The following is a 19990-nucleotide window of genomic DNA, read 5'->3' on the forward strand; positions in this document are numbered from 1 at the left end:
GACATATCAATGCGCAAGCTGTTCGGAACCGATGGGGTGCGGGGCACTGCCAATACTCATCCGATCACGGCCGAAATGGCCCTGCGCATTGGCGCAGCCGTAGGTCGGTATTTCCGTCGTGACCAGTCTGGCGCACATCGCGTCGTGATCGGCAAGGACACGCGTCTGTCAGGCTATATGCTGGAAAACGCGCTAACGGCGGGGCTGACTTCGACCGGTATGAACGTTTTGCTACTGGGGCCGGTTCCGACCCCTGCGGTCGGGTTGATGACCCGGTCGATGCGGGCGGATCTAGGCGTGATGATCTCGGCCAGCCACAACCCGGCCGAAGACAACGGGATCAAGTTTTTTGGCCCCGATGGGTTCAAGCTATCGGATCAGGCCGAGATTGAGATCGAGCGTCTGATTGAAGAAGGTGTCAAACCCGCTCAAGCCCAGAACATTGGCCGTGCGCGACGCGTTGATGATGCCCGCTTTCGATATGGCGAGCGAGTAAAGTCCTCTCTGTCCCGCGATCTGCGGCTGGACGGCCTCAAAGTGGTGGTCGATTGCGCCAATGGTGCGGCACACCGAACAGCCCCGGAAGTGTTGTGGGAATTGGGGGCGGACGTCATCCCTGTGGGGATTGCGCCAAACGGAAAGAACATCAACTTGAATTGCGGCTCGACCAAACCCCAGTTGGCGGCCGAGACTGTGGTGGCCCATGGCGCGGATGTCGGCATCTGCCTGGACGGCGACGCGGACCGTGTGGTGATGGTTGACGAACATGGCAAGGTGGCTGACGGCGACCAGTTGATGGCGCTGCTTGCTGGCAGTTGGTCAAAGGCGGGACGCTTGCAGGGCGGAGCGCTGGTTGCGACGGTTATGTCGAATCTGGGGCTGGAACGGCACTTGACCGCGTTGGGTCTGCGTCTTGAACGAACGGCGGTCGGCGACCGCTATGTTGTTGAGAGGATGCGTGAAGGCGGCTTCAACTTGGGCGGAGAACAATCGGGCCACATCGTCATGAGCGACTATGCCACCACGGGCGACGGGCTGATGGCCGGGCTGCATTTCCTGGCCGAGATGGTGCATTCGGGCCGTAAAGCTTCGGAATTGGCCGTACAGTTCGAGACGGTTCCGCAGCTGCTGAAGAATGTGCGCTATGGTGAAGGTCAAACTCCGCTGGAAGTCGCCAGCGTGCAGGCTGCCATTGCTGATGCCGAGGCGCGGCTCAACGGACAGGGCCGTTTGCTGATCCGTAAATCGGGGACGGAACCCTTGATCCGTGTGATGGCCGAGTGCGAGGATGACGCGCTTCTGGCGCAGGTCGTCGACGGCATCGTGGCCGAGGTCGAGGCTGTGGCTGGTTAACGCCCGATCAGCATCCGGCGCAGGCTGAACCATTGGCTGATGGCCAACCCGGTGAGGATCATGGCCAGCGCTATGAAGAATCTCAGTGGCAACGCCTCGGACAGAATCCACGCACCAAAGACCATCGACCAAATGGGCACCTGATAGTTGACCAGCGTCAGGAACACTGACCCCGCGCTGCGGATGATGGACACGCGTAAAAGGGTGGCAAAGGCGGTGGGTAGCAGACCAAGTGCGATGATTGCCAGGCCAGGGCGCGTGCCCTGCCATTGCGGGACGCCCTCGGTCAGTAGCATGACGGGCAACAATAAAACCGCCCCGACCATCAGCGACAACGCCGCCAACGCGACCGGATCAATCGGTGGACAACGTCGGGTGAAGATCGACGCGCAGGAATAGCAGAGTGCTGCCCCGATACAGGCCAGTTGCGCTAGGGGTTCAGCCCCTTGTCCGATCTGCGCCAGACCTGGGCCGATCAGCACCAAAGCCCCGGAAAAACCCAGCGATACGCCCAGAAATCTGCGCAGATTTAACGGCTCGTCCGAGAAGAAATGCGCCAGTGGCAATACCATTAGCGGGATCGCTGCCATCGACAGCCCAGCAAAGGCCGAAGGTACATATTGCTGCCCCCAACTCAGCAGCAGAAAGGGCAACGCGGTCGATAACAGGCCGATGATCGCAATAAAGAACCACAGCCTGGCATCGCCCGCAGGCAGTTTGCGACCGGTCAAAGCCATCATTGCCAACAAAGTGACTGCCCCCAAAGTGGTTCGCGCGGTTGCAACCGTGACGGGGCCGTACCCTTCCAACGCCATAGACACGACCATGAAGGTGCCACCCCATATCAGGCCAAGTGCGATGACGCCGCTCCAGTCGCGGGATGTGGGTTGATCGACCATGCGCGGCCTCCGATTGGGACAAAAAAGGCGACCCGAAGGCCGCCCTTTCGCGTGATCCCGTGGGGATCAGTTCTTTTCTTTGTCGACCATTTTGCCGGCCGAGATCCAGGGCATCATAGCGCGCAGTTTTGCACCGGTTTCCTCGATCATATGCTCGTCATTGGCGCGGCGCGACGCTTTGATGGTCGGCTGGCCTACGGCGTTTTCCAGCATGAAGTCGCGAACGAATTTACCCTGTTGGATGTCGTTCAGAACTTCTTTCATACGCGCTTTGGTCTCGTCGTATTTCAGGATGCGCGGGCCGGTGACGTACTGGCCGTACTCAGCCGTGTTCGAGATCGAGTAATCCATGTTCGCGATGCCGCCTTCATAGATCAGGTCCACGATCAACTTCACTTCGTGCAGACACTCGAAATAGGCCATCTCGGGCGCGTAACCGGCTTCGACCAGAGTTTCAAAGCCGCAGCGGATCAGTTCGACCAGACCACCGCACAGAACGGCCTGCTCACCGAACAGGTCGGTTTCGCATTCTTCGCGGAAGTTGGTCTCGATGATGCCCGAGCGACCGCCGCCGATGGCCGAGCAATAGGACAGACCGATTTCCAGGGCCTTGCCGGTTTCGTCTTTGTCGACGGCTACCAGACAGGGCACGCCGCCGCCTTTGACGTATTCGCCGCGCACGGTGTGGCCGGGCCCTTTGGGGGCCATCATAATGACGTCGACGCCTTCTTTCGGCTCAATCAGTCCAAAGTGGACGTTCAGGCCGTGGGCGAACGCGATGGCCGCGCCGGGCTTGATGTTGTCATGCACGTATTTCTTGTAGGTTTCGGCCTGCAGTTCATCGGGCATGGTGAACATGATCAGGTCACACCAGGCGGCGGCTTCGGCGATACCCATCACGGTAAGACCTTCGGCTTCGGCTTTCTTGGCCGAGGCCGAGCCTTCGCGCAGCGCCACAACAAGGTTCTTCGCACCCGAGTCGCGCAGGTTCAGCGCGTGGGCGTGGCCCTGCGAGCCATAGCCCAGGATTGCCACTTTCTTGTCTTTGATCAGGTTGATGTCGCAATCGCGATCGTAATAGACGCGCATGTCGCCGGTCCTTTCTGTTTTCGATTGCGGATGGTTCTACTGGCTTGCGATGGGGAATGCGATGGCATTTTTCTTGAAATTCTCACACTCAGATGAGAATTTATTCGTATTCAGTCAGATAATGGAAAAAATCATGCTCGACGATATTGACCGGCGTCTTCTGCGTCATTTGCAGGCGGACCCCAGTCTGGCGACTTCGGAATTGGCCGAGCGAAGCCGGATCAGCGCCAGCCTCTGCTGGCGACGTCTGGAAAAAATGCACGAGGCCGGGATAATTCAAGGGCAAGAGGCCGTGATCGACTGGGCCGCGCTTGGATATGCAGTTGAAGTGTCTTTGCGGGTTACTCTGGACAAGACGCAATCCCGCGCCTTTGATGAATTCACTGCGGCAGCTCGAGGTGTGGCAGAGGTCATCGAGATACAGACCTTTCTGGGGCGCGTTGATGTACGGCTCTCGGTTCTGGCGCGGGACATGTCGCATTACCAGCAGGTCTATCGGGAACAGATTCTGACGCTGCCGCATATCGCGGATATTGAAGCGCTGATGCATATAGCGCGCGTCAAAAGTGATCTGGTGTTGCCGGTATGATTGAACTGGACGAACTTGACCGCAAAATCCTGCGGGCACTGGTGCAGGATGCCGGTCAGAGCGCCGGAGCCCTGGGGCGAAAGCTGGGCCTGTCTCAGCCAGCGACGTGGCGCCGCATTAGACGACTGGAGCAGGCCGGTGTGATCAAGGGGCGTCGGCTACGCCTGAACGCCGAAGCCCTTGGGTTCGGGGTTACGGTTTTTCTTGGGGTAAAGCTGGCTCGGAAAGGGCAAATCAGCTTGGAAGACTTCGAACGTGCCGTCAGCGCCATCCCCGAAGTGCAAACGGTCGAGCATGTGCTGGGGCTTTACGACTATCGCCTTCGAGTTGTCGCGCGCGATCTTGCCGATTTCGAACGCGTGCTGCGTCGCCGTATCATGACTCTGCCGGGCGCCGGGGATGTCGAGGCCAACGTTCTGCTCAGCGAAGAAAGGTTGCCGGGTCCGATTGGCTGATCAGTATTTGGTACGGATGCAATAGCCGGGATGATGCGTCATGCGCGCAAAAGTCATCGGTTGACCATCTCGCCATGTCGTACGCTCAAGCTGTATCATTGACGCCCCGGTCGTGGTCCCCATGAATTCGGCAAGGCGACCATCCGCCGAGACGGCGCAAAAGGCGACCTCGGCCTCGGTAAACGGGGCGGCCTTCAACAGCCATTCATGCGGGCCATGCTCATTCAGGTCTGCAAACTCGACCTCTGGTACCGCGGCGATATTGATCCAGCGTTCCTCTAGCTGAAAGGGACGGTTGTCGGCGTAATGCATACAGATCACGTGCAGAACGCGTGCATCGTGAGCCACGCTCATTTGCGATGCCAGCCAACCCGGGCTATCGACCACGTTTCGTTCTACCAGCGAATACCTGTAAGTGGAGTTTTGTCTTTCGACCGTTTGGCGGGCTAGTGAAAACTCCAGTTTGGCATGTTTGCTGGGTTCTTTCTTAACCCGCGTTCCGCTTTTGCGCTTGCGCTCTACAAAGCCTTGATCGGCCAGTTCTCGCAACGCGCGGTTGACGGTCGCGCGCGCGCAGTTGAATTCCTCGGCAAGCTGCGTTTCGGTGGGCAGCAACGCTCCCTGCGGCCAGATGCGGGTTTCTATCCTCCGCTTCACCTCGTCCCGAACAACTTGAAAACTGATCCGCTTAGGCGCCGTCACGTTAGGAAATACCTTTCTTCCGTAAAGTGAATGTATCTGGTCAGAAACACGTATGAGTGTAAAGAGCTGGTGACACTAATTGGCGTCATTTATTGATCTATTGCCACCCAAAAAAGTAAATTTTTTGTTGAAGTTACTGGGTTCCCTTGGGTCAATTTTGAAGGTTACATTGCCGCTGATCCGAACTGGCCCAACTGGTTGGTCAGCTGGTTTATTTGAAAGGAACACTCATGGCAGCGCTTTTGGACACAGTTGACCCAGATGGGTTTGAAGAGTTTTCAGTGGTATTCACCGATCGTTCGCTGAACCATATGTCGGCTAAGTTTCAACGGGTCATGCTGGATATTTCTGACATGCTGAGGAACGTCTACAATGCAGATGGTGTGGCTGTCATACCCGGCGGCGGCACCTATGGGATGGAGGCTGTCGCGCGGCAGTTTGCCCGCAACGCCAATGTGGTCGTCGTACGTAACGGCTGGTTCTCGTATCGCTGGAGCCAGATCATCGAGGCCGGAGGGTTGACGGCTTCGGCCACCGTGCTCAAGGCGCGGCAAACCGGGAATTCCAGCCCATCCCCTTTCGCACCTGCACCGATAGACGAGGTTGTGGCGACCATTCGTGATCAACGCCCGGATGTGGTTTTTGCCCCGCATGTGGAAACCTCGGCGGGGGTTATTCTGCCGGACGATTATGTGAAGGCCATGGCTGAGGCGGCGCATGAGGTCGGTGCTTTGATGGTGCTTGATTGCATCGCTTCTGGGTGTGCTTGGGTCGATATGAAAGCGACGGGCGTGGATGTATTGATCTCGGCTCCGCAAAAAGGATGGAGCGCGTCGCCCTGTGCCGGTCTGGTTATGCTGTCAGAGCGCGCCGAGGCGCGACTGGAGGAAACAAGTTCTGACAGTTTTGCCGTGGACCTCAAGAAATGGCGGCAGATCATGCAAGCGTATGAGGCGGGCGGGCACGCCTATCACGCCACCATGCCCACCGATGCGCTGAAGGAATTCCGCGACACGATGGTCGAGACCCGCGACTATGGGTTTGAAAAACTGCGCGAGGCTCAGTGGGCACTAGGAAATGGTGTTCGGGCGATGCTGAAGGACAAGGGCATTGTCTCGGTCGCGGTTGATGGGTTCGGAGCGCCGGGCGTTGTTGTCAGCTACACTGACGATGCCGAAGTGCAGAACGGCAAGAAATTTGCGGCTTTGGGGATGCAGATTGCGGCGGGCGTGCCCCTGCAGTGTGATGAGCCCGAGGGGTTCAGTACTTTCCGTCTGGGCTTGTTCGGGCTGGACAAGCTCTATGATGTGGATGGCACGATCGCGCGTTTGAAGCGGGTGCTGGATCAGGTGATCTAGGTGCTGATCAGCGCACACCCAGGCCCATCTGCATAAGCGTCTTGCGCACCGGCGGCAGGGAATAAAGCGCATTCAACCCCATCGCCCGCGCATCACGCAGCGGTCGTGCCTCGATCATCGAGGCGCGGTTAAGTAGATCGATGCCTTTAACACGCATCTCTATCTCGGCGTGGCGGGACTTGTGATAGGCGTCCAGCATCTGCGCGTCGCCCAGCCCCTCGGGGCGGGCTGTCGCGAGATCCAACAGGCTGCGCAGATCACCCAGTGACATGTTCAATCCTTGCGCGCCGATGGGTGGCACCACATGGGCGGCCTCGGCCATCAGGGCGATGCGTTCGCCCGACAGACGCTCGGCCGATTGGCTGATGATCGGCCAGATCGTCCGGCGCGAAGCCAGTTTCAACTGCCCGAACAATCCGCACGAACGCTCGGTCATCAGCGCCTCGAACGCGTCGGGATCAGAGTTCAGTAATTCAGCTGCGCGCGGCCCACGCTCCATCCACACAATCGCTGACGAAGGCTGACCCTGCCAGTCGGGCAGGGGGACTAGCGTGAACGGCCCGCCCGAGCGGTGGATCTCGGTCGAGACATTTTCGTGCGGGACTGGATGCGTGACGGCAAAGGCCAGCGCCTTTTGGCCATAGCGGGTGGTGTGGACACCGATCCCCGCCGCCTCGCGCATGGGGGAGCTGCGCCCGTCTGCGGCGACCACTAGCTTGCATCGGATGCGGCTGCCGTCGCTCAGGCCCACGCGCGCCTCATTGGTGCGAGTGAACAGGCTGACCGTGCCAGTGCCGGGACGGAAATCCACGTTGGGCAGTTCGGCCAAACGCGCCACCATCTCGCGCCGCAGCAACCAGTTGGGCAGGTTCCACCCGAAGGGTTGGTCGGAGATATCGGCGGCGTTGAAATCACGCACGACGCGAGGTTCGGGCAAATCTCCGCCCGCGTCCACGATGCGCATGATCTGCAGCGGGGCTGCATGCTCGTCCAGCCGCGCCCAAAGCCCGCATTGATCCAAAAGACCGTGCGCCGGTTGCAGAAAGGCCGTGGTCCGCATGTCGGAGCCATCCACATCGCGTTCCGTCACCGGAGTGGTGGGGTCGACGCAGATCACGTCGAACCCGGCTGTTCCGAATGCCGCCGCAGCGGTCAACCCGGCGATTCCGCCGCCGGAAATCAGGATGTCACAGCTATCTGTCATGGGCTTGGCCTCCGTTTGGGCAGAACCTAGTGCGGTTCCACGCGGCGTGCCAAGTGACATCCTGTCCCGTATGTCACCCGCGTGAAATCAGGATGAGGATCAGGAAAATCACCGGCACCATCATCACGGCAGGGATGTAGAGACCCGGCAGGCCGAATAGCAGGATGGAACACCCCCACATGCTGAAGATCGCCAGGGCTGTATAACCCCAATCGTCGCCGTCGCTCTGGGCGACGTCCTTGGCCATCCAGCCAAACAGGGGAATTGCAAACAACAGGCGCTGCCAGATGGGCAGGCGCCGAGGGGCCTCGATCGCGCTCATGGGTTTCTCCGATTCTGTTCGTCGCTGAGGCGCATATAGGGGCGATGCTGCACCCGCGAAATACACAGATGGTCGCAGTGTGACAGCCTATCGCAGGCGGGCCAGAAATGACGTCAGGTCGTCGGTGTGGTGGTGGATGTGATCGGCCCTGTGCGGCTCGGGCGCGACGTGGACAGTGCGCATTCCCATCGCATGCGGAGCGGCCAGATTGCGTGGGTCATCTTCGAACATGGCAGCCTTTTGAGCGTCGATTCCGTCTTTGGTAAAGATCGCCTCGAACGCGGCCTGTTCGGGCTTGGGGCGATAGCCCGCATGTTCTACCCCGTAGATCGCATCGAACAATCCGCTGAGGCCGCGCGCTGCCAAAACGCGCTCGGCATAAGGTGCGCTGCCGTTGGTATAGACGATCCGGCGGCCGGGCAGGGACCGAATGTGATCAGCCAGCTCGGCGTCGGGGTCCATATGGCTTAGGTCAACTTGATGAACCGCGTGCAGGTAAGGGTCGGGGTCCAGATCATGCTCGGCCATCAACCCGGCCAGCGTGGTGCCGTATGCGCGCCAGTAGTGCGACCGCAGCCGATCCGCCTCAGCCCGGTCGACGCCGATGGCCTGCACCACGTAGTCGGTCATCAGCACCTCGATCTGATCAAACAGGCGCATGTGAGGCGGGTAAAGCGTATTGTCCAGATCGAACACCCATTGGGTGACGTGGGAAAAGGCGGGTTTGACCATGGGGTTGGGTTTAGGGCGTGGCGAGTTGGTTTTCAATGCCGCACTTGATCCGAAGGGCCGGAGGCGGATAGACATGTTCGAACCAGGAGATGAACCACCCGATGCCACAATCCAGACAGCCGTCCAAAGACGCCTATAGCCTGATACTCGAAGCGATTGATGTGGGCGTTTACAAGCCTGGCGACCGGCTGGTGGAAAGCGAGCTTGCCGAACGGTTTGGCGTGTCGCGCACCCCCATCCGTGAGGCATTGCAGCGGCTAGAGACGCAATCGCTATTGGAACGGGACGGGCGTTCGCTGATCGTAGCTTCGCTGGACCATAACCAGATGGCTGAACTTTATGTGGTGCGACGCGAGTTGGAAGGGCTGGCCGCAAGCCTGGCCGCCAAGCATGCGACCGAAGAGGAAATCCGGGTACTACAGGATATGGTCGCCGCCGATGATGCGCTGGTCGATGACCCCACCGCGCTGTCGCGCGCCAACCGTCGGTTTCATGAGCAAATCCATTTGGCCTCGCATAACCGCTATCTGGTGCAGCAGTTGGACCTGGTGCATCGCACTATGGCGTTGATGGCAACGACCTCGCTGGCTGTTCGCGGGCGTGGAGAGATTGCCCAAAGTGAACACAAGGCAATCGTCGAGGCTATCGCTGCACGCGACGAAGAGGCCGCCGCACGCGCGTTGAAGGAACATATCTCGGTCGCCTTCATGACTCGTCTGAAACAGGATGCCGTTCGGCGTGAAGCCTAAGCGTCAGGGCAGTTTCACGTCTTCTCCGGCCTGTCCGTGCTGTGTTTTGTCCCAGAAGAAAGGATTGCTGACCAACTCCCACAGGGCTTTGTAGGCCGCCAGAACGCCCAGCGGAAAATACAAGGGCATGGTGGGAACCCAGGGCAGCAGAAAACGTCTTTCCTTGGCTGCTACAGCCAGATTGCCGACGACCAGATTGGTGATCTCGGCGGCGACGAAAAGACGAATAAGACCGAAAATGACATTGTTTGACAGGATCTGATCCAGCGGGCCGGGCTGACCAAGGGTTGTCAGCCAGAACAACCACAGGACCGGGGCCAGTAGAAACTGTCCAACTGTACCCAGAAAAAACGCCTGCACGCCCAGAAACCGTTTTAACCCCAGATCATTAAGCAGGCGCAACGGCGCGCGCATGTGCACAAGATAAGTGACCATGAACCCCTTGAGCCAGCGCGACCTTTGCTTGACCCAGGGCCAGGCGCGGAAATTCGCTTCTTCAAACGTGGTGGTGTCGACCATCTCGGTCCGGTATCCAGCGCGGCTGAGCCTTACCCCAAGGTCGGCATCCTCGGTGACGTTGTGTGCGTCCCACCCACCCAGTTCGACCAGCTTGTCGCGTCGAAAGAAAAAGGTTGTGCCCCCCAACGGAACGACCAGACCCATGCGGGCAATTCCTTGCAATATGACGCGGAACCAGCTGCTGTACTCGATCGTAAAACAGCGCGAGCGCCAGTTTGTTCTGGGATTATAATAATCCAGTACGCCCTGAAGGCAGACTACGTCCTCGTCCATGCGCGCGAATGTGGAAACGACGCGTTCAAGTTGATCGGGCTGCGGTGCATCTTCGGCGTCCCAAACCCCCAAGATATCACCTCTGCAAAAATCCAGCGCGTAGTTCATGGCGCGAGGCTTTGTCGTCAGCCCGTTCAATGCGGGGACTTCAACTATCCGGATCCAACTGGGCAGGTCGACACTGGAAAGCGCAGTACGCGTGACCTCGTCGGATTCCTCTAGCACAAGAATGACGTCCAGCAGCGCTTTGGGATAGGTCAGACGATGCAACCGTCTGATCAGAGCGTTAGCGATTTCGCGCTCCTTGTACAGAGGGACTAGGATCGAGACGCACGGCCGTTTGCCAACTGACGTATGTTTGTCGTCAATGTCGTGGTCGTTTTGAGGTTTCGTTAGAAAGGCTATCAATCCCGCGACGCGAAGCACCATGAACAAGATTAGCGAGAGCGTCGCTAAGGTGACTAGAAGTGCTAATCCACTAGAGGGGAAGACTGTGAACAGGAACGCAATGGTGATCACGCCGACAACAGGCCTCATCCGCGCGTTTAGCGTCCATGAACGGCAGCTTTGTTCAGCGGGGACACGAACCTCTGCGGCGTGTGCAAGGTGGCTTGAATGTACACGAGCGATTTCCCGGTCAATGTGTTCGGCCGGCGCTAGGACAGGTATTACGGTGTAATCTGTGTTTTTGAATGCAGCGCGTACCGTATCAAAATGGTCGGGCCGAGATGTCGCTATCAAAAGGATCGGACCAATGTGTTTCCATGGGACGACATTGTTCTGTAGCCAGAAATCCACGGGTTTCAGGCGGCACGCGTCACTTTCCGCGGGAAAAAGATCCAAATCCGCGATTTGCAGCCCGGACTGTTCCGCCAGTGCATGTAGGACATCCTGCCTGTCCACCCAACCTTCGCCAACCAGTATTTCGCCCAGTGGAGCGTTCTGCCGGGTCTGAAGGTGCAACGCTTTTTCCAACTGATTGTGGGTAATCAACCCACGATCCAACAGGCAGGCGCCCAAGGGTTTCCTGACCTTTGGCGGTATCGGTCTTGCCCGCGCAAAATGCTGCCGGTTCAGTACGACCATGAAAAAACCCTGACACGTTTGACCGTTGTCAGGGTTCATCTATTAAGGTTAACAACCGGTTAACCTTGTTCAATGTAGGCTTATGCCTGCGCTTTTTTGTCCGCCATTGCCGTGGCGAAGCGCTCGAACAGGTAAAAGCTGTCCTGCGGCCCAGGCGAGGCTTCGGGGTGGTATTGCACCGAATAGACAGGCCGGTTGGTCATGCGGATACCACAGTTGGAGCCGTCGAACAGCGAGCGATGCGTTTCAACCACGCCCTCTGGCAGTGTCTGCGCGTCAACAGCAAAGCCGTGGTTCATCGAGGTAATCTCGACCTTGCCGGTTTCCAAATCCTTGACCGGGTGGTTTGCGCCGTGGTGGCCGTGGTTCATTTTGACCGTTTCACCGCCCAGTGCGAGGGCCAGCATCTGGTGACCCAGGCATATGCCGAAAACTGGTAGATCTGTGGTGTCCAGAACCTCTTTGATCATTGGTACAGCATATTCGCCCGTCGCTGCCGGGTCGCCTGGGCCGTTGGACAGGAACACACCGTCAGGATTGTGGGCCAGTACTTCGGCAGCAGTGGCTGTAGCGGGCAAAACAGTCACGTCACAACCGGCCGAGGCCAGACACCGCAGGATGTTGCGCTTGGCACCAAAATCCAGCGCCACGACCTTATGGGCAGGCGCTTCTTGCCGTGTGTAGCCATCGGGCCAAGCCCAACGCATTTCGTCCCAACGATAGCTTTGGGCGCAGGTGACATCTTTGGCCAGGTCCATTCCTTCCAGCCCGGCAAAGCCACGGGCAGCAGAGACTAGTGCTTCAATATCGAAATTGCCGTCGGGATCATGCGCCAACGCAACATGAGGGGCGCCTTGCTGCCGGATTGCGCGGGTCAGGCGGCGGGTATCTACGCCACCGATTGCGATGCGTCCACGGCGCGCCAACCATGTCTTCAACTCTTCCGCCGAACGCCAGTTCGATGGTTCGGTCGGATCCCACTTTACCACCATGCCAGCGGCGACAGGATCGCCGGTTTCGTCATCCTCGGGGTTCACGCCGACATTGCCGATATGCGGGAAGGTGAAGGTAACGACCTGACCTGCGTAAGATGGGTCGGTCATAATCTCCTGATACCCGGTCATGGCGGTGTTAAAGCACAGCTCAGCCACGGTTTGACCTGTGGCACCGAAACCCATCCCGTAGAACAGTGTTCCGTCGGCCAAAGCCAGACATGCGGTGGGCTTGGACGGGGCGTTCTGGGCCATGGCGCGACTCTCCTGCAAGGTAAACCGGCGCATACCTAAGAGGGTTAAGCGCTTGGGTCAAGCCTGTTCAAATTTTGGGCTATATATAAAAATCAATAACTTAGCGATATTCACCCCCTGTTGTATCACGCTTTTTGTTTCGATATGGTCGGGGTTCCTTTTCCATGGGGATGGACAGATCATATGGATATGCGATCACGGGTGAACTCTGCCCTGAAGCAAGCAATGAAAGACAAGGAGGCCGAGCGTCTGTCGACGCTGCGGCTGATCAATGCTGCAATCAAGGACCGCGATATCGCATCGCGCGCCTCGGACAACGAAGAGGTCAAGGGCTGCGGTGATGCCGAGGTTCTTGAAATCCTTGGAAAAATGACCAAGCAGCGCAAGGAAAGCGCCCGTGCCTATGAAGAGGGTGGGCGGCTAGACCTGGCTGAACGTGAACTGCGTGAGGTTGAAGTCATCGAAGAATTCCTACCCAAGCAGTTGGATGATGATGAGGTCTCTCAGGCGATTCAGACGGCCATTACGACCACAGGTGCTGGCTCGATCCGGGACATGGGTAAGGTGATGGGCGAGCTCAAGACGCGTTACACCGGCCAGATGGATTTCGGAAAGGTCGGACCGATGGTCAAAGACCATCTTTGTGCGGCATCAAGCAACGGCTGCTGATCTTTTTCTGGCAAAGAGCAACAATTACTGCGCGACAGGTTCGCGCAGTTTTTGCGTCAGATCACCGTACAACGCTATGCGCTCTTCTTCTGAGAGAAACGCGCCGATTTCCACTTCTCTACCGTCGCCTGTCAGGGTTACGTAGTTCGGAACCGGGCCGCCGTGTTTGTGCATCTCTGGCCGGGCCCAATACCGGTTGCAAACCCATTCCTGTTGGCCGGTGCGGGGGTTGTGGTGCACAAGACGCGCCTGAGTTCCCGTCAGAGTGAATACTTCGAACACACTGCGAGATCTGTAGTTCGCCTGAATAGCCAGCCAAAGCCCCAAAACCGTCACCAATAGGAACGGCAACAAGCCCCACAGCACCGCTGAACCAAGCACAGCCATCAGCGGAAGCAGTCCGAATATAAAAAGCGAAAACACAACTCGGATCGCCCAGCGAGGCGGCAAAGAGTTATGCGGCCAAAGTCGCAGCTCTTGTTCGGTATTTGAGGTTTGATTCCACTGGTAAGGCATAGATCGAAAATAGCGCGGCAGCTTTTGGTGTCGACGGAAAATGCTCAGGTCACGTGCCCGACGCGGGCCCATGACAAAGCGTCGTCCAGGCGATCATCACCCCAGAAAACCTCACCGCGGACGACGAGGCTTGGGGCACCGAAAATGCCGAGCCGAAGGGCCTGATCCGTTTCAACTTCTAGCGCGGACACGATGTCCGGACTGCGCGCACGGGCCAGAACGATGCGAGGATCCTGCTGGCATCTGTGCAGGGCTTCGGTCATTGCGGCTTCGCTGCCAGCTTCGATTCCGTCCTCGAACCAGATACGGTAGATGTTCTGTGCGAAGGACTTACCCCAACCATCACGCATTCCCAGCAACGCAACCTGATTGGCCAGCGCCAGATCGGACACGGGATAGGGCGCGGGCAGGTTGGCATGCAAACGGTACTTGGCTGCACGACGCTCGATATCGCGCCACATATAGGCGGATTTTGCAGGTTTCCCGGCGAACGGGATGTTCTTCTGTTCGGACATAATGGCGCGTACATTGAATGGACGCCAATTGACTGTTGTGTTGTTTTCAACGCACCAGTCATCCATCCGCATGATGGTTAGAAAGCTATATGTACTGCCAATCGAAAACCAGAAATCAATCTTGGACATTGGATTCCTCCGGACCTGTTGGATAAGGAGTTGCCCCTAGAATAGCCTGTCCTGCAGGTTCTGGCGAATATTCTGAAAACAAGGGAATGCAAAATGAAAAGCCCCGCCAATTTGGCGGGGCTTTCTTTAGATTTTATGGGATCAGTGGGCGTGGCCCTTGTCCCAGTCTTCCTGCTTCGGCAGCTGTTCGAACGTGTGTTCGGGCGGCGGGGTGGGCAGGGTCCATTCCAGCGTATCCGCATATTCGTTCCACGGGTTGTTCCGCGTTTCCTTAGCGCCACGGAACAGGGCGTAGAACACGATGCCGAAGAACAGCAGGAACGAGGCGAACGAGATGAACGCACCAATCGACGATACAAAGTTCCACTGGGCGAATGCCTCGGGATAGTCGATATAGCGACGCGGCATGCCCTGACGACCCAGGAAGTGCTGCGGGAAGAACGTCAGGTTAGCGCCGATGAAGAACATCCAGAAGTGGATCTTGCCCCAAAACTCGGAATACTGACGACCGGTCATCTTGCTGAAGTAGAAGTACACGCCTGCAAAGATCGCGAACACGGCCCCCAGCGACATCACGTAGTGGAAGTGAGCAACCACGTAGTAGGTGTCGTGATAGGCGCGGTCGATACCGGCCTGCGACAGAACCACACCGGTCACACCGCCGACGGTGAACAGGAACAGGAAGCCAAACGCGAACAGCATCGGTGTCTTGAACTCGATGGAACCGCCCCACATGGTCGCAATCCACGAGAAGACCTTAACGCCTGTCGGAACCGCGATGACCATCGTGGCCAACATGAAGTAGGCCTGCTGACGCAGCGACATGCCGACGGTGTACATGTGGTGCGCCCACACGACAAAGCCTAGAACACCGATCGCGATAATCGCCCAGACCATCGGCAGATAGCCGAAGATCGGTTTGCGTGCGAAGGTCGCAATCACGTGGCTGATGATGCCGAAACCGGGCAGGATCACGATATACACTTCCGGGTGGCCGAAGAACCACAGAATGTGCTGATACAGGATCGGATCGCCGCCACCGGCCGGATCAAAGAAGGTGAAGCCAAAGTTGCGGTCCATCAGCAGCATGGTGATCGCGCCTGCCAGAACCGGCAGGGACAACAGAATCAGCCACGAGGTGACGAAGATCGACCAGCTGAACAGCGGCACCTTGAACAGTGTCATGCCCGGGGCACGCATGTTCAGGAAGGTGGTGATCATGTTGATCGCGCCGAGGATCGAGGAGGCGCCCGATACGTGTACGGCAAAGATCGCAAGGTCCATGGACATGCCGCCCTCGGTCGTGGACAGCGGCGGGTAGAGAACCCAGCCAACACCCGAACCGAGCTGATCGTTACCACCGGGGCTGAGCAGCGAAGCCACACCCAGCGACGTACCAGCGACGTACAGCCAGAAGGACAGGTTGTTCATCCGCGGGAACGCCATATCAGGCGCGCCGATCTGCAACGGCATGAAATAGTTGCCAAATCCGCCGAATAGGGCCGGGATGACTACGAAGAACATCATCAGAACACCATGGTAGGTGATCATCACGTTCCACAGGTGACCATTCGGGGTACACGGATCAGCCATGAACCCTTCGAGGCACATGTACTGCACACCGGGGTGCATCAGCTCGAGCCGCATATAGACAGTCATCAAAACCGAAATCAAACCGGCCAAAGCCGAGAAGATCAGGTAAAGAATCCCGATATCCTTGTGGTTGGTCGACATGAACCAGCGCTGGAAAAAGCTGCGCTCGTCTTCATGATCATGACCATGAATGGCTGCGTCTGCCATTAGGTGCCTCCTGTTACAATTCTACCGCGCAGCCGAAAGTCTCCGACGCGCGGGATTCCTGCTGGTTTTAGATTGCGAATGGGGCGCCTTCAATGGTCGAGTTTGATCTGGATCAAGAATAATTGTCGCGGGTCGCGGGGCCACTCGCTTATTTTCGACCAAAATCAGCTGTTAGCTGGGTATCACGTCAGGATTTTCAAGGGCTCGGCCTTGGGTTTCAATTCGTCGCTTGACCCGCGCTGGGGCGCACAGCAGAACTGGTGTCGATATCGCGCTTGGAGAACAAACATGACCGCTTACGATACCGACAACATCTTCGCCAAGATCTTGCGTGGGGAAATCCCTTCGACACGTGTGTACGAGGATGACGAGAGTTTGGCGTTCATGGATATTATGCCTCGGTCTGACGGGCATTTGCTGGTGATCCCAAAAACTCCGTGCCGCAATCTTCTTGACGCGACGCCTCAGCAGCTGGCGGCAGTCATCGCAACAGTTCAAAAGCTATCGAAAGCTGTGATGAACGCATTTGAGGCTGATGGCGTCACCGTACAGCAGTTCAACGAAGCCGCCGGAGGGCAGGAAGTCTTTCACCTGCATTTCCACGTTCTGCCACGTCACGAAGCCTTGCCGTTGCGTGCGCCGGGAAAAATGGGGGATTTCGATCTGATCGCTCAGCATGCCGAAAAGATCAAAGCCGCATTGGGTCAATAAATCGACCGAGCAACTGCAAGCGTCTGACCGTAGAACAAAACCGTCGCTGGAATAGAATTGCCGTTCCGATTTGGGGTCGGAACGGCAGACTCGTTACCAAGAACTTTTCCGATGCACTGGGGGCTTCCGGTGCTGACCGGTTAACACACCACTCACTCTAGAACGGTGAATACATCTTACTCTTGAAACGGTCTCGTGTATTCATTTGAGTGGTTTTTGGGTAAATTTTAGCTTTTGCACCGGGCTACGCCCTAAAGATCAAACCTCTTTTGGAAACAGTGACGCTGTCACAAAACGAATTGTTCGTGATCTTCCCGAGTGTTGCGCGATTCGCGTCTCTATGGGATTGGCGCGATCGTCTCGAACACGCGAGCAAAGGTTTTTTGCAGCGCAATGTCCACGTCAGCCGTTGTAACGGGCAGCCCTAGATCGACCAGCGAGGTGACGCCGTGTTCACTGATGCCGCAGGGAACGATGCCTGAGAAGTGTTCGAGGTCGGGTTCGACGTTAATCGAAATACCGTGAAAGCTAACCCATTTGCGCAGGCGCAACCCAATGGCGGCAACCTTATCTTCGGCAGGTTGACCAGTCGGGGTCAGCGGTTTGTCATCCCGACGCACCCAGACACCAACACGCCCGTCTCGGATTTCCCCGGTGACATTAAACTCGGCCAAGGACGCGATAACCCATTCCTCAAGCTGCTTTACAAAGCGCCGCACGTCCTTGCCGCGCTTGTTCAGGTCAAGCATCACATAAGCAACCCGTTGGCCAGGGCCATGATAGGTATATTCGCCGCCCCGCTTTGCCTCGTAGACAGGGAACCGGTCGGGATCGGTCAGATCACTTGCTTTGGCCGAGGTGCCAGCCGTGTAAAGCGGCGGGTGTTCCAGAAGCCAGATACACTCATCCGCGTCGCCGGCTGCGATAGCCGCAACGCGCTTTTCCATAAAGGACAAAGCCTCGTCATAGTCGGTCAAACCGTCTGTGATCTTCCATTCCATGAGGGCCTCATACCCCGCAGACGAAGCGTTGAAAAGAGGTCAGGCGGCCTCGGTCAGGCACCGCTGTAGGACTTGGGAATAGGTCTCGGAGCCCTGAGCGCCTGTTAGCAAGTATTTGCCCCCAAAGACCATGGATGGCACGCCCGAGATTCCACGGCTGGTCCAAAACTGCTGCTTTTCGCGTACCGGCCCTACATGCGCACCCGATTCAAGCGCTGCCTGTGCTGCGTCACGATCCAACCCTGCAGCTTGCACCGCATTCAGCAGTACCTCGGTGTCTGATACATCCAGGCCATCCGTGAAATAAGTTTTGAACAGCGTTAGTTTCAGCGGGTGTTGTTTGCCCTGTGACTCAGCCCAACCCAAGAGTTGGTGAGCTGCGAATGTGTTAACGATCCGGCTGTCGTCGTTGAAGTTAAAGGTAAAGCCAAGTTCGCCGCCGATTTGAACCAAGCGCTCGCGGGCCTGTTGGCTTTGTTCCGCCGTCGAGCCGTATTTCTCGGTTATGTGCTCCCGCAGGTTTTGGCCCTCGGGTGGCATATTCGGGTTTAATTCGAACGGGTGCCACCGGAGGCGTGCCAGAACGTTTTCCTGTTGCAACGCGATGTCCAATTGCCGAAATCCCACGATGCACCATGGGCAGACCACATCTGATACGATATCCACCTGAATGACGGGGCGTGGGTCTGGTGTGGTCATGTCGGAGGGCTCCTGTTCAGGGCGGTAAGCAAAGAATTCACCGGTACAGATATGAGCAGAAAAAAGGAATTCAATCCGGCGTGTTTTTGAGTCTTCACATCCCGTTCCGCACCGTCTATACGCCCCTCTACCAAGTCACATACAGTGCGGTCGTGGCGGAATTGGTAGACGCGCAGCGTTGAGGTCGCTGTGGGGTAACACCCGTGGAAGTTCGAGTCTTCTCGACCGCACCATCTCCCACTCAGATGTCAGTCGTTTCTTAAGGAAATCTTGTGTAGAGATGCACCAGTTCGGACCGGACTGTGCAAACCTCTATTTCCTGTCTCGCCCGTGCGGTTAGGGATGTGTATGAGTCGGAGGCAAGACCATTCGGGAAAGGTGCAGATGTCTCAGGCCATTACCGTCTTCACGACTATGAAAAACGAAGGCGCCTATATGTTAGAGTGGGTGGCCTTCCATAAATCCCTTGGGGTGGAACACTTTGTGATCTTCACCAACGCCTGTGAAGATGGCACGGACGACATCGCGCGCAGGCTTGAGGATCTGGGCATTGCCACACACGTTCCCAACGAGGTGAAAGAAGGCGGTAACCCTCAGCATCAGATGTTGCGACGTGCACGGCGGCAACCCAAAGTCAAAGAGGCTGATTGGCTGTTATGCCTCGACGTGGACGAGTTCTGGAACATCAGATGCGGTGACAATGGATTCGGGGCTTTGATCGCCGAAGTTGAGGACCGGGCTGGTCAGCCTGTCGATGCTATTTCGTTTGCCTGGAAGCTATTCGGCAGTTCAGGCAATATCAGTTTCGAAGATAAACCGGTGACCGAGGCGTTCTCGATGGCAGATCAGCCTTATCCGTACCATTCGGGTCGGGCGTATGGCTTGAAAACCCTGTTTCGAAACAATGGAAAATTCACGCGTTTCGGGCCGCACCGCCCAAAAGGATTCGAAGACGAAGCCGCGGCCGACATTGCGTGGTCGGATGCTGGCGGCAAACTGTTTCCAGCAGATAAGGTGGGGTGGCGGGCCTGGCGGGGGTTTGACCATTCGCTTGGGCGTTTGCACCATTATTCGGTTCGGTCTTTGGACGGGTTCCTGATCAAGCGTGATCGGGGAAGAACCAACCATATCCGCGTGGACCAAGGGCAATCCTATTGGACGGACATGAATGCCAATAAAGAGGTCGACCAATCGATCCTGCCTGCCGCTCGCAAGGCTGCTCCGGTTCTTGAACAACTGAAAGCGGATCCTGAATTGAACAGGCTGCACCAACAGGCCTGCGACTGGCATCGGGCCAAGATCGCGGAAATCAAGCTGCGCCCCGACTGGGTCGAGTTTCGCGGCTGGCTGGCTGAGAACCTGATCTGATAGCC

21 protein-coding genes and 1 tRNA gene are annotated in these 19990 nt (G+C 57.3%); 9 read left to right on the forward strand and 13 right to left on the reverse strand.

What is annotated here, in order from left to right:
- Positions 1 to 9: 9 nt before the first annotated feature.
- Positions 10 to 1353 (forward strand): phosphoglucosamine mutase, encoded by a 1344-nt coding sequence (gene glmM / locus AC2FF7_RS04105; RefSeq protein WP_480867348.1) that lies wholly within the window; start codon positions 10 to 12, stop codon positions 1351 to 1353.
- Here glmM and AC2FF7_RS04110 read toward each other — a convergent pair.
- Both AC2FF7_RS04110 and ilvC read right to left on the reverse strand, forming a co-directional pair.
- Positions 1350 to 2252, reverse strand: a complete 903-nt coding sequence (locus tag AC2FF7_RS04110; protein WP_170750655.1) for a DMT family transporter — start codon at positions 2250 to 2252, stop codon at positions 1350 to 1352. The genes glmM and AC2FF7_RS04110 overlap by 4 nt on opposite strands.
- 66 nt (positions 2253 to 2318) lie before the next feature.
- Positions 2319 to 3341: a ketol-acid reductoisomerase gene (ilvC, locus tag AC2FF7_RS04115; RefSeq protein WP_170352808.1), complete on the reverse strand. Its 1023-nt coding sequence runs from the start codon at positions 3339 to 3341 to the stop codon at positions 2319 to 2321.
- Positions 3342 to 3474: 133 nt separating this feature from the next.
- On the opposite strand from ilvC, the gene AC2FF7_RS04120 reads away from it, so the two are divergent.
- Together AC2FF7_RS04120 and AC2FF7_RS04125 are read left to right on the forward strand one after the other, a co-directional pair.
- Positions 3475 to 3930: an Lrp/AsnC family transcriptional regulator gene (locus AC2FF7_RS04120; protein ID WP_170352809.1), complete on the forward strand. Its 456-nt coding sequence runs from the start codon at positions 3475 to 3477 to the stop codon at positions 3928 to 3930.
- Complete coding sequence (locus AC2FF7_RS04125) at positions 3927 to 4385, forward strand: Lrp/AsnC family transcriptional regulator (protein WP_170352810.1); 459 nt, start codon at positions 3927 to 3929, stop codon at positions 4383 to 4385. Before AC2FF7_RS04120 ends, AC2FF7_RS04125 begins: the two co-directional genes overlap by 4 nt.
- Here the strand turns inward: AC2FF7_RS04125 and hutC are convergent, their stop codons facing one another.
- Positions 4386 to 5087, reverse strand: coding sequence for a histidine utilization transcriptional repressor HutC (gene hutC, locus AC2FF7_RS04130; RefSeq protein ID WP_170352811.1), 702 nt, complete (start codon positions 5085 to 5087; stop codon positions 4386 to 4388).
- A gap of 230 nt (positions 5088 to 5317) precedes the next feature.
- Here hutC and AC2FF7_RS04135 point away from each other — a divergent pair, with 230 nt between their 5' ends.
- A complete protein-coding gene (locus AC2FF7_RS04135) occupies positions 5318 to 6445 on the forward strand; it encodes an aminotransferase class V-fold PLP-dependent enzyme (protein WP_496905231.1) in 1128 nt (375 codons plus the stop codon).
- Between the two features lie 7 nt (positions 6446 to 6452).
- Here AC2FF7_RS04135 and AC2FF7_RS04140 read toward each other — a convergent pair whose 3' ends face one another.
- The 3 genes from AC2FF7_RS04140 to AC2FF7_RS04150 form a co-directional block, all read right to left on the reverse strand.
- Positions 6453 to 7649, reverse strand: a complete 1197-nt coding sequence (locus AC2FF7_RS04140) for a UbiH/UbiF family hydroxylase (RefSeq protein ID WP_496905232.1) — start codon at positions 7647 to 7649, stop codon at positions 6453 to 6455.
- Between the two features lie 73 nt (positions 7650 to 7722).
- On the reverse strand, positions 7723 to 7971 hold the full coding sequence (locus AC2FF7_RS04145; protein ID WP_496905233.1) for a hypothetical protein: 249 nt from the start codon (positions 7969 to 7971) through the stop codon (positions 7723 to 7725).
- Positions 7972 to 8058: 87 nt separating this feature from the next.
- Positions 8059 to 8703, reverse strand: coding sequence for a pyrimidine 5'-nucleotidase (locus tag AC2FF7_RS04150; RefSeq protein WP_480867575.1), 645 nt, complete (start codon positions 8701 to 8703; stop codon positions 8059 to 8061).
- A gap of 101 nt (positions 8704 to 8804) precedes the next feature.
- On the opposite strand from AC2FF7_RS04150, the gene AC2FF7_RS04155 reads away from it, so the two are divergent.
- On the forward strand, positions 8805 to 9452 hold the full coding sequence (locus AC2FF7_RS04155; RefSeq protein ID WP_170352816.1) for a GntR family transcriptional regulator: 648 nt from the start codon (positions 8805 to 8807) through the stop codon (positions 9450 to 9452).
- 3 nt (positions 9453 to 9455) lie between these two features.
- Here the strand turns inward: AC2FF7_RS04155 and AC2FF7_RS04160 are convergent, their stop codons facing one another.
- A complete protein-coding gene (locus AC2FF7_RS04160; protein ID WP_496905234.1) occupies positions 9456 to 11330 on the reverse strand; it encodes a glycosyltransferase in 1875 nt (624 codons plus the stop codon).
- Positions 11331 to 11410: 80 nt separating this feature from the next.
- Complete coding sequence (carA, locus tag AC2FF7_RS04165) at positions 11411 to 12577, reverse strand: glutamine-hydrolyzing carbamoyl-phosphate synthase small subunit (RefSeq protein ID WP_170352818.1); 1167 nt, start codon at positions 12575 to 12577, stop codon at positions 11411 to 11413.
- A gap of 183 nt (positions 12578 to 12760) precedes the next feature.
- Here carA and AC2FF7_RS04170 point away from each other — a divergent pair, with 183 nt between their 5' ends.
- Entirely contained in the window at positions 12761 to 13246 is a 486-nt protein-coding gene (locus tag AC2FF7_RS04170) for a GatB/YqeY domain-containing protein (protein ID WP_170352819.1), read from the forward strand.
- 24 nt (positions 13247 to 13270) lie between these two features.
- Here AC2FF7_RS04170 and AC2FF7_RS04175 read toward each other — a convergent pair whose 3' ends face one another.
- From AC2FF7_RS04175 to ctaD, 3 genes are all read right to left on the reverse strand, one after another.
- A complete protein-coding gene (locus AC2FF7_RS04175; RefSeq protein WP_170352820.1) occupies positions 13271 to 13762 on the reverse strand; it encodes a DUF2244 domain-containing protein in 492 nt (163 codons plus the stop codon).
- 44 nt (positions 13763 to 13806) lie between these two features.
- Positions 13807 to 14406 carry a 2-hydroxychromene-2-carboxylate isomerase gene (locus tag AC2FF7_RS04180; RefSeq protein WP_480867354.1) on the reverse strand — a complete coding sequence of 200 codons (600 nt, stop codon included), beginning with the start codon at positions 14404 to 14406 and terminating at the stop codon, positions 13807 to 13809.
- 141 nt (positions 14407 to 14547) lie between these two features.
- On the reverse strand, positions 14548 to 16206 hold the full coding sequence (ctaD, locus tag AC2FF7_RS04185) for a cytochrome c oxidase subunit I (RefSeq protein WP_170352822.1): 1659 nt from the start codon (positions 16204 to 16206) through the stop codon (positions 14548 to 14550).
- Positions 16207 to 16494: 288 nt separating this feature from the next.
- Between ctaD and AC2FF7_RS04190 the strand changes: the two genes are divergently transcribed.
- Complete coding sequence (locus AC2FF7_RS04190; RefSeq protein WP_480867355.1) at positions 16495 to 16917, forward strand: HIT family protein; 423 nt, start codon at positions 16495 to 16497, stop codon at positions 16915 to 16917.
- A gap of 338 nt (positions 16918 to 17255) precedes the next feature.
- Here AC2FF7_RS04190 and lipB read toward each other — a convergent pair whose 3' ends face one another.
- Entirely contained in the window at positions 17256 to 17918 is a 663-nt protein-coding gene (lipB, locus tag AC2FF7_RS04195) for a lipoyl(octanoyl) transferase LipB (RefSeq protein WP_480867357.1), read from the reverse strand.
- A gap of 39 nt (positions 17919 to 17957) precedes the next feature.
- Positions 17958 to 18617 carry a DsbA family oxidoreductase gene (locus AC2FF7_RS04200; protein WP_496905235.1) on the reverse strand — a complete coding sequence of 220 codons (660 nt, stop codon included), beginning with the start codon at positions 18615 to 18617 and terminating at the stop codon, positions 17958 to 17960.
- Between the two features lie 146 nt (positions 18618 to 18763).
- On the opposite strand from AC2FF7_RS04200, the gene AC2FF7_RS04205 reads away from it, so the two are divergent.
- Positions 18764 to 18850 (forward strand) — tRNA-Leu (locus AC2FF7_RS04205).
- A gap of 151 nt (positions 18851 to 19001) precedes the next feature.
- Entirely contained in the window at positions 19002 to 19985 is a 984-nt protein-coding gene (locus AC2FF7_RS04210; RefSeq protein WP_496905236.1) for a glycosyltransferase family 2 protein, read from the forward strand.
- The last annotated feature ends 5 nt before the right edge of the window (positions 19986 to 19990 follow it).

The sequence above is a fragment of the Ruegeria sp. YTSC325 genome (assembly GCF_059609525.1).